2 protein-coding genes are annotated in these 9,021 nt (G+C 60.4%); one reads left to right on the top strand and one right to left on the bottom strand.

Annotated elements, in window-relative coordinates:
• Positions 1 to 8,029, bottom strand: an 8,029-nt coding sequence (locus TX82_RS06680; protein ID WP_144079110.1) for an LEPR-XLL domain-containing protein, incomplete at its 3' end; no start/stop codon positions are given.
• 505 nt (positions 8,030 to 8,534) lie between these two features.
• Here TX82_RS06680 and TX82_RS06675 point away from each other — a divergent pair.
• The gene (locus tag TX82_RS06675) at positions 8,535 to 8,954 is read left to right on the top strand and encodes a hypothetical protein (protein ID WP_005008440.1); all 420 of its coding nucleotides are present in this window, start codon (positions 8,535 to 8,537) and stop codon (positions 8,952 to 8,954) included.
• The last annotated feature ends 67 nt before the right edge of the window (positions 8,955 to 9,021 follow it).

The raw sequence follows: 9,021 nt of genomic DNA, 5'->3' as shown, positions 1-9,021 counted from the left end.
ACGAGGCCACCACCTGGCCGTTGCGAAGGGTGAAGGTCACCCGGTCGCGCACGTCGCTGAAGTCGAGGGTGTTGAATCCGCTTCCGGTGGCGATGGTGTTCGCGCCGCCGACCAGCAGACCCAGATACACATCGTCCTCGGCGCCGCCGTCCAGACTGTCCGTACCCGTGCCCGCATCGAGGGTGTCGTTGCCGCCGTTGCCAAACAGGTTGTCGTTGCCCGCGCCGCCTTTCAGCGTGTCCTCATCTTCCGTACCGCCAAAGATGGAATTGATGGAGCGGCCTTCGATGGTGAGACCGATCGCCTGGAAATCGCCGTACAGGTTGTCGTTGCCGGTGCCGCCGTCCACCAGGTCCGCCCCGCCCATGCCGAGGATCGTGTCGTTGCCCGCGTCGCCGTACAACTCGTCGTCGCCCTTGCTGCCGACGATCACGTCGTTGCCGACGCCGCCGTGGACGATGACCTCGTAACCGGAGTTGAGTCCGCTCAGGTCGATTTCGTCGTTGCCGAGGCCGCCGTCGGCGATGATGGTGTTGACGCCGGAGAACCTCTGCGCCAGGCCCTCGCCGACGAAGAACTGATCCGACCACACCAGCACATCACTACCGTCGGATTTCACATGGATTTTTTCGGAGATGTCGCTGACGTTGCCGTTCAGCCGGTTCTCGGAGTTGGAGCCGATGGACAGGGTCAACACGTCGCCGTCCTGCGTGGCCAGGATGCCCGGCCGGTTGAACGGGATGTCGAACGAGAACAGCTCGACGCGCACAAACTCGAAGGTCTTGCGGATCTTCGTGACCAGCAGGTTGATTTCGATGAAGGCGCGCAGGAAGAATTCCGCCACGCCGCTGGTGTCGAATACCGACAGTGGATTGAAGCTGTTGGCGGCGAGGTTCGCGGCCATCTCGTCGAAGCGGATCTTGCCGTCGTGATCGAGGTCCGCCAGATTGAAGAAGATGTTGATATCGACACCGCCCTCGACGCCCGCCGAGGCGATGAGGAAATCCAACTGCGCGCTGGCCACAATGGTGGCGGTGAGTGTCGCTTCCGGCCGGTCCTCGCCGGTGATCGGATCGAGGTCGTTGAGGAAGAACCCGTTGATGAGCGTTGCCGGGTTGAACGAGCCGATGAACTGTTGCAGACCGCGTGTGTCGTACCCGAAACCGAGATCGATGGTACCGCCAATGCCGCCGCCGAGGCTCGCGGTCAACGGACCGAAAATCGGGAACTTCTGCTTGTAGAAGAAATTGAAGCCGAACTCCGGCAGTTCATAGGTGAACAGCGTGACATCGTCCTGCCCCATGAGGAGCGAGAAGATGGTCGCCGGGTCAAACAGGTTGAACTGAAGTGCGCCCGCCGACGTCACCCCGGACTGGAAGCGGGTGACCGCCTGGCCGCCGCCACTGCCCTGCTGACTGGGCGCATTCAGCGACATGTTCTTGAAGTTGACGTTTTTGACCGAATTCTTGTTGAGGTTCGGCAGACTCAGGTCGATGCGGTCGGACAACGAACCGAGGTAGCTCGCTACGGCGCCGGTGTCGAAGAAACTGGTCGGATCCGAAAGCACCAGGTCGCCGAAATTGAAATTGAGTGAACCCGTGCTGGCCAGTGCCGCCTCGGCGTCATCCACCAGGTCGATCAGGAAAAACAGTTCGGCGATGGCGTCGAGGAACGGACCGATCTTGGCCGTCGGGTCGAACGTCTCGATCAGGTCGCGGCCGGTGATGGTCTTGCCCGCCAGGTCCGACAACAGCGGAATGCGCTTGTTCAGGAATCCGTCCGGGCCGATCAAAAAGTCCAGAGGCTCGATGATGTCGGCGATGTTGCCCAGGATCGGTGCGGCAAACTCGGAGATGAACGAACCAAGATCGAGACTGACGTCCGCCAGCACGATGGACGGGTCGTCTACCACCAGTCCCGTGTTGGGGGTGGCCGACAGGCCCCAGTGAACGATGATCCCGGTGCTGATCGACGGTAGAACGCGCGCCAGGTCGGCGCTTCCCAGCGTGGTGAAATCCACCTCCGCCTGCATCAGGATATCGGCCGAGCCGGTGAGCGACGGCTGGAAGATGTCGCCGATGCTTCCGGAAATCAATTCGCCGATGGTCAACCGCCCGTCGTCGTTGGGGTCGGCCACATCAATCGCGCCGGTCAGGTTGAGACCCGAGAACTCCAGGTCGCCGTCGTCATCGAGATCGATGCCGTCGGTGATGCCCAGCGCCAGAAACAGCAGTTGGCCGGAGGCAAAAGCGGGCATGGCCTGTGTGGAGCCCAGGTCCAGATCGATGCTGAGGGTCAACTCATCCGGATCGCTGGTGACAAAATAGAATCCCTTGGTCTCGTCCAGACCGAACCCGAAATCCAGGTTCCAGTCGAGAGTGAGGGTCGGCGTGAAATCCGCCTCCAGTCCGAGGCCGGGCAGGTTGAAATCGAAATCGATGTCCGTCAGTTCCTGAACGAAAGTTTGCCCGATTTTGAAATCGAACTGGATGAAGTCTTCACTCAGGTTCGACAGACTGGCGCCGGTATGCACGATGTCGTCCGCGGTGAGACCGCCGACGCCGTCGCTGTCTTTCAGGATTCCCAGTCCATCGAATGTGTTGAAGATCGAGTCCTGGATGAGGCCGATGAGTCCGTCGAGGTTGACGTTGTTGGCGCGCAGGGTGTTGGCCAGCGGATTGAGGAAATCGTCGCGGAAATCCTCGATGAAATTGGAAACCGGGTTGTCCTTGAGCGCGTCGGCGACAAACGGCAACTCGAAACCGAAAATCTGGCCTTCCAGTGCTTCCTGAATCTGAAGCAGGACGGCATCCAGACCATCGACCACCACCGCCGGGTCGGCCAGCAGTTCAAATATGCCGGGCGGGTTGGAGAACAGGTCGAGGTTCGGCAGGGTGACGTTGAACGCACCGGGCACGCCGCTGATGAGGTCATCCAGATCGGCGCTCAGAATGATTTCGTTGTCGGCTCCGATCGGAATCGGGTTGTCCACACTGCCGACGAACAGCGGCAAAGTGGCTTCGGCAATGCCGATGATGTCGATATTGAGGTCGCCTAAAGACGGCAGGCTGATGCCGCCGCCGCTTCCCAGCGTGATCAGGTCGAGGCGTCCGTCGCCATCGTCATTCAGCGTGAGGTCGATGCCCGCACCCAGAGTGCCGCTACCGCCATCCACCAGCACCTGGAAGGGACCGAGGCCCGCGCGGAACGACAGGTTGTTGCCGGTGGCCGAAGCGTTGGCGGCCAGCCGCGTGCCGTTGGCGCCGGTGAACAGGAAAAGACCCTTGTCCGCACCGGTGAGATCGAGACCGAGCGCGAGTTCCACATCGACGCCCGCACTCACACCCAGGTTGCCGCCCGCCTCCAGGCTGACCAGATCGGTCAGGAAATCCGGCGCGCCGGCCGAGGCCAGCACATCCGCCAGGTTCAGCGAAAACGGCCGCGTCAATGACGCCGCCGCATCGAATCCCAGATTGATGCCGAGCACGGACGTGGTCGGGTTGAATGACAGGATGTTGCTCGCCGCGGCGGGCAGATCGAAAATGTCCACCAAAAGATCGTTCAACGCCTGCACGGAACCGGAAGGATCGGCAGAAAGGGCATCCAGCCGGTCGGCCAGATCGTCGGCGATCTGCACGAGGTCCGCCACACTGCGGTTGATGAGCGGCAGGTCGAAATCCAGCGCATCGGCGATTGCGGAACCGCCGGGGCTGGTGCCGTCCAGGCTTTGCAGGAACTCGACGAAGAAACTCAGGCCATCGATGATGTCCTGAAAACTGAGGTCCTTGAACTCGCTGATGATGGCGTCGAAGTCCGGCCCGGTGAAGTTGACGTTCACGTCCGGCAAACTGGTCAGCCAGTTTGGGCTGGTGCCGTCGATGGTCAACGTCGCGTCGAAATTGTTGATCGGGTTGTTGGCGCCGTCGAACAGCCCGGCGGTCGGGTCGATGTCGAGGCTGAAGTTGAGGCCGCCGCCGATGGCGACATTGAGAAAGCCGGTGTTCAGATTGTCCAGAGTGCCACCTGGACCGGGCGGAGTTTCGTGTAAAAATTTGCCTTGCGAAACGGCGGCGATGAGCGTTTCGCCGTTGACCCGCGTGCCTCCATCGAGCGGATTGATGACGCTCAGGTTGGCGTTGGCGCTGATGCTGCCGCTGCCGTCCGCTTCCACTTCCAGGAACCCGACGTTGGCCACGAGGTTGAGCGTGGTGGCGTCGATGCTGGCGTTCGCATCCAGAGTGACGTTGTCGATGAAAAACTCGGCGGACGCGCCGGCGAAAGGATCGCCCTCGCCCGACTCGAATCCCAGTTCGGTGATCGCACCGTTGGCATTGCCCGCATTGGGGCCGGTGGTCAGCGAATCCGGCACGTCAATCGACAGGCGGTCCACGCTGGTGTGATCTCCCGTGATGCCCAGCCGGTTGCCATCCGGATCGACGCGGAACACATCGACCAGACCCGCGCCGAGGCTGGCATTGGTCAAACCGGTATCGACCGCGGTATTGAGCTGAGTGAGCAGGTCGTCGATGCTGGTATTGCCCGCGGTGCTGGCGGCGGAGAGGAAGACATCGACCGCGGTGCCGTTCACGTCCAAGGTGAATTCGATGTCGTCGTCGAGCACGCCGTCGAAGGGCGTCGGCGCGCTGAGCAGCCCCATTTCCTGGAAGGCCGTATCGTTGTAATCGGCCGAGACCTCGATGCGGCTGGCGGTGGCGACACTTGGATTGAACACTTCCGCCGACAGAGTGCCCGGAGGCGTGGAGAAGGCGATGCGTCCGCCGCCGCTGTCCACCGTGACCGGAGATTTGAAGACCAGTTCCACCGTGTCGGTACCCGGCGCGGCGGCGACATCGAACGTGAGATTGCCGCCGGTGACCCCGATGCTCACATTGTAATCGGAAGCCAGTCCCGCCGAATCCAGTACACCGAAGATGGCCGCTTCCAGAGCATCGCCCAAGTCAGTGGCCGAAACCGTCGCCGCCAACTCGCCCGAATCCAACTCATCATCGCCATTCGTATCCAGCACATCGACCGCACGCAGGATGCCGGTGTACTCGTCGGCACCGTTGATGACCACGGTGAACTCGACATCTTCATGCAGGGTGTCGATCGGCGCACCGGTGGCGATGACCGTCGCATCGGCCTGCGTCTTCGCGCCCGTGGACAACTCGCCGCCACTGAGGAAGCCGAGAGTCAGACCTTGATTGACAAGTTGCGTGTTCACCTGCGTCTGCACATCGACCTTGAGGTCGTCGAGGCTGGCATTGCCGGTGTCGCGATTGACGGTGACCGTGATCGAACCCAGCTCCGATTCCGGCACGGTGAACTCGCCCGCCGTGCCCGCAAGCAGGGTGACCGCCTTGCTGAACAGCTTGATGTCGAACGTGGCCGTGCTGGAAAGCACGCCATCCGCCGCGCCCTTGAGCGTGTTGTCCGCGTCATCCAGAGGCGGCAGCAGCACGCCGCTGGGATTGAACGACTTGTCGGTGTCGGTGGCATCCTTGAACACCACCGTGTACACGCTGTCATTGCCTTCGACCGTTTTGGTGACCTGCACCGCCCAGCCGAGTCCGTTGAGGGCGGCCATGCTGTTGAGCGCGGCGGCCACGGAGGCGGCGGAGGCGTTGTACTGGATGGTTCCGGTTTCGTGCGCGCCTGTCGGGTCGCCGAGCTTGTAACTGCCCAACGTGGCGTTGTCCACGCGCACGATCTGCACGGAAAAATCCGTCGCTGCCGCACCGTCCTGCTGTGCGATGCTCAACTCCGCCACGTTGTCCGGCGAGAACGGCGAAGGCAGAAGCTCGATATCTTCGCTGGCACCGAGACCGATGCCGAAATCCAGGTTGAAATCAAAACTCGTGCTGAGATCAAATTCGCTCGTGGTGCTGATGCCTGCGAGATCGCCCAGGCTTGCTCCCAGGGAAATCGGCGAAGTGCCGATGTTGAGCAGGGAGCTGAAATTCATATTGAAGACCAGCTCGCGGTCGGTCGGGTTGAACCGCGCGACCAGTCCGGCCATCGAAATGGGAAACAACGCCGTCAGTTCCGCCACCAGATCCTGAATGCTGTCGAAATCGAAATCCGGGATGCCGTCGCCGTCGAAATCCGGAACCGTCGCATCGCCACTGACGAAAAGCGGATCGAGGATTTCCTGCCTGAACCCTTCGCCGAAATCGAGCAGGTCGCCCAGCGTCACGCCGGTGAGCGGGATGACCTGATCCAGCAGTTCGCTTCCTGCCAGCGCCGACAGCGTGTCCACCAGGTCGCTCAGCATGCCCGCGACATCGCCGGGGGTGATGTTGCTGAAATCGAGCAGATCGATGGTGCCGCTGGTCAGGCTGATGGTCGGCAGGACGCCGTTGTAAAAATCGGTGAACGTCGGGAATACAATGTTCAAAATGCCGCTGGTCAGCGGGATGTCTCCGGGCAGGTTGATGCCCGATTGAACGGTGACATTGAGATCGCCGGTGGTGAAGCCGGTGCCCGTGGGCGTGACGGATACCAGAGACGCCAGATCGAAGCCGAGATCGGTGACCTCGGAGAGCGCGATCTTGTTGTCCACCGGATCGCTGACCGCAATCAGCAGGCCGCCGGAATAGGAAATTTCATTGCCCGGCGCTCCATCGACGGTGACATCGAGGAAGCCCAGGTCGAGCGCGGCGCTGTCGATATCGCCGTCCACGTTGACCGTGAAGTCGAGCTCGGCCCCGGCCAGAAACGCCGTGGGCGTGCCGACAGTCGTGACGCCGATGCCGACACTGCCCGCGAACGTGGCGTCGACGGACAGCTGGGCGTCGATGTTGAAATTCAGGAACGCCCCTTCGGTGCCGAGGTCGATGTCGATCAACTGGTTCAGGATGGATTTGGAGATGCCCGCGTCCACCACGATTTCGAGGTTGTTGGACGCGTCGCCCTGGTACCCCGGCGACAGGTTCACGGCACTGCCCACGCCGGGCAGGTTGGTGATGGCGCCGGTGACGTCCGACAGGTTGACGCCCGCGCCCAGTGAATCGATCTGCTCCCGCAATTCCTGGAACATGTCGGCCAGGCCGAACAGGGCGGAGAACGACCCCGTATCCGGGTCGAGCATCGGCAGAGCGGAACTCAGTTCCGTAACCGAAGACGTGAGCCGCGTGATCAGGTCCTTGGCGGCATTGAAACCGATCTCCAGCGAATCCTGGATGTCGCTGGTGATGGCGATGTCGAGTTCTTCGGCGGCGGTGTCGAGATTGGTCAGGGTGTGCGCGCCGCTGGTGATTCTTTTGGTATCGGATTCGTCGACCTTTAACGTGCCGGTGGTGGCAGTGAAGTCGAGACGGTCCGTGCCCTCGCCCGTCACCTCCGTCAGTGTGTCGACACCCCAGTTGTCAGCGAATTCATAAACGTCGTCGCCGAGGCCGCCGATGAGGGTGTCGTTACCCGTACCGCCGATCAGGCGGTCGGCCCCGCCCAAACCACTCAGCGTCACGTCGCCGGTGAAGGCGGAGGCATCCAGCGTGTTGGCGCTGTTGCCGCCGGTCAATTCGGCTTTTTCAAAACCGGAAATGGTGAACGATTGTCCGCCTGCATCGAGGCTGGTGTTGGTGAGGGTCTGGTCCGAATCCTTGGTGGACTTCAGCGTGTCGTCGCCGAATCCATCAAAATTGATGGTCTTGCCACTGCCCAGCGTATCCAGATCGAGGCCCAAAGAATCCGCGCCGGCGGTGCCTGTGATGTTGATGGTGTTGGAAGCATCGGCTGTGTCGAATGACACAACCGTATCCGTGTCGTCAACCAGTTGATACTGGTTCAGGCCGGCATCAAATTTAAGAGTGAGATCGGTGGACGGGCCGATATAAGTCAGATCGGCGGAAAGAAGCAGGCGGGGTTCGAGCGTTTCAAAAACGGGGCGTTCGCGTCCGGGACGGCGAAGCGAAGTCGGCACGCGGGTGTGACGCCGGCCCCAACGTTTGCGTCCCAACCCTGTGGACGGATTGTATTCCTCTACAGAGGCAGGATCGCACCTTACCGGCCCAAACGGAAAAGCCATGAGTCCCTCCCACAAAACTCCAAAGCATACCTTTGCATTGATACCCTGGTGCAGGCCGTGTGGGAGTTGCCAACCCTGTCCCCCTTAGGCTTTGCCCTCTATCTCCGCCCGACTCTTCCCCGGCACTGCAGTGGGTGGCTTTCACGCCCTCAAACTGCCGGCCTGTTCCCCTTCACAGACGAAAGACCGTGGGAACAAGTCTTCGTGAGTATGCGAATTAAACCCCCCATTCAATTTGAATGTCAACCGAAACCCGTTCCCTCATAAATTTAAAAATGGTCAGGGGAAATATTGCAAATTAAGGAGTTACGAACTTAGAAGAACGGATATTACCATAAGCATATTGAAAAAAAGAAACAACCAATCCCCTCCTAAAACGGGCGCCCCCGATTCAGGAAAATGCATTATTCCCATTGAATTCTTGTAGGAATTTTCTGATAATGAATAGGATATACTCGCAATGGCCACCCGATTTCGTGGTATTTCCAACCCAAAAGGGGGACTTATGATGCGCCTGTTTGCCGCAATACTACTGGGAATGCTGGTCTGCACACCGGCGTGGGCCGGGCAGAAATCCGTTGAATTGACCGCGTCCATTCCGGCCCACGAATGGAACTCCACCCGTCTCCAAAATGTTTACCAGGGATCGACCCTGAATTTCGAACTGACCAGCGATGAAGAAATCCGGGTGCTGCTGCTCGACAAGGAAGGGTTCCAGAAATACCCGCAAATCGACCGGGCCCTGTTCCAGTCGGTGGCATCCCATGAAATCAAGTTTTCGGTGATCACCCCGAAGAGCGGGGACTACTACCTGGTTGTGGACAACACCGCAGGCGACCTGCAAGTGCATTACCTGGCACGCATCGAGGCACGAACCAATGTCATGGCAGAGAAGAGTCGCCCCTGGGTGATGGCTCACCGTTAGGTTTCATTCCAAGCCTGCCGCGAGGCATGAAGGACTGGATTCAATCCCCCTGGCCGCCAGCCGGAAT

It is taken from the genome of Nitrospina gracilis 3/211, from assembly GCF_000341545.2.
GTDB lineage: Bacteria > Nitrospinota > Nitrospinia > Nitrospinales > Nitrospinaceae > Nitrospina > Nitrospina gracilis.
Note: the sequence above shows the minus strand (reverse complement) of the source record. Positions and strands in the feature narration are given on the sequence as shown.

Bases quoted from the DNA above. Each gene is read 5' to 3' on its own strand.
- TX82_RS06675 (WP_005008440.1), top strand. From the start codon at position 8,535: ATGATGCGCCTGTTTGCCGCAATACTACTGGGAATGCTGGTCTGCACA.